Source organism: Planococcus dechangensis (assembly GCF_042654465.1).
Taxonomy (GTDB): Bacteria; Bacillota; Bacilli; order Bacillales_A; family Planococcaceae; genus Planococcus; species Planococcus dechangensis.
On record NZ_JBHSGL010000008.1, the window covers coordinates 1 to 1,713 of the forward strand.

General features: G+C 54.8%; 1 rRNA gene. It reads left to right on the plus strand.

What is annotated here, in order from left to right:
* A 23S ribosomal RNA gene (locus ACFO5U_RS13395) occupies positions 1-1,713 on the plus strand; the annotation flags it as partial.

Sequence of the window (1,713 nt, forward strand, 5' to 3'; positions counted from 1 at the left end):
GTAGATGTCCGTGGTAGGAGAGCGTTCTAAGGGCGTTGAAGTCAGACCGGAAGGACTGGTGGAGCGCTTAGAAGTGAGAATGCCGGTATGAGTAACGAAAGACGGGTGAGAATCCCGTCCACCGAATGCCTAAGGTTTCCTGAGGAAGGCTCGTCCGCTCAGGGTTAGTCGGGACCTAAGTCGAGGCCGATAGGCGTAGACGATGGACAACAGGTTGATATTCCTGTACCACCTCCCCGCCGTTTGAGCAATGGGGGGACGCAGAAGGATAAGGAGAGCGTGCCGTTGGTTGTGCACGTCCAAGTCGTGAGATGAGAAATGAGGCAAATCCCATTTCTATACAACATTGAGCGGTGATGGCAAGAGGTTTACCTCAGAGTCCCTGATTTCACACTGCCAAGAAAAGCCTCTAGCGAGGCGGGAGGTGCCCGTACCGCAAACCGACACAGGTAGGCGAGAAGAGAATTCTAAGGTGAGCGAGTGAACTCTCGTTAAGGAACTCGGCAAAATGACCCCGTAACTTCGGGAGAAGGGGTGCTCTGGTAGGGTGAATAGCCCGAGAGAGCCGCAGTGAATAGGCCCAGGCGACTGTTTAGCAAAAACACAGGTCTCTGCAAAACCGTAAGGTGACGTATAGGGGCTGACGCCTGCCCGGTGCTGGAAGGTTAAGGGGAGTGCTTAGCGCAAGCGAAGGTGCGAACCGAAGCCCCAGTAAACGGCGGCCGTAACTATAACGGTCCTAAGGTAGCGAAATTCCTTGTCGGGTAAGTTCCGACCCGCACGAAAGGCGTAACGATCTGGGCACTGTCTCAACGAGAGACTCGGTGAAATTATAGTACCTGTGAAGATGCAGGTTACCCGCGACAGGACGGAAAGACCCCGTGGAGCTTTACTGTAGCCTGATATTGAATTTTGGTGCAACTTGTACAGGATAGGTAGGAGCCTAAGAGCCCGGAGCGCCAGCTTCGGAGGAGGCGTCGGTGGGATACTACCCTGGTTGTATTGAACTTCTAACCCACAAGCCTTAGCGGCTTGGGAGACAGTGTCAGGCGGGCAGTTTGACTGGGGCGGTCGCCTCCTAAAGAGTAACGGAGGCGCCCAAAGGTTCCCTCAGAATGGTTGGAAATCATTCGCAGAGTGTAAAGGCATAAGGGAGCTTGACTGCGAGACGTACAGGTCGAGCAGGGTCGAAAGACGGGCTTAGTGATCCGGTGGTTCCGCATGGAAGGGCCATCGCTCAACGGATAAAAGCTACCCCGGGGATAACAGGCTTATCTCCCCCAAGAGTCCACATCGACGGGGAGGTTTGGCACCTCGATGTCGGCTCATCGCATCCTGGGGCTGTAGTCGGTCCCAAGGGTTGGGCTGTTCGCCCATTAAAGCGGTACGCGAGCTGGGTTCAGAACGTCGTGAGACAGTTCGGTCCCTATCCGTCGCGGGCGCAGGAAATTTGAGAGGAGCTGTCCTTAGTACGAGAGGACCGGGATGGACACACCGCTGGTGTACCAGTTGTTCTGCCAAGAGCATCGCTGGGTAGCTATGTGTGGCCGGGATAAGTGCTGAAAGCATCTAAGCACGAAGCCCCCCTCAAGATGAGATTTCCCATTGCGCAAGCAAGTAAGATCCCTCAAAGACGATGAGGTAGATAGGTTCGGGGTGGAAGCGTGGCGACACGTGCAGCTGACGAATACTAATCGATCGAGGACTTAACCA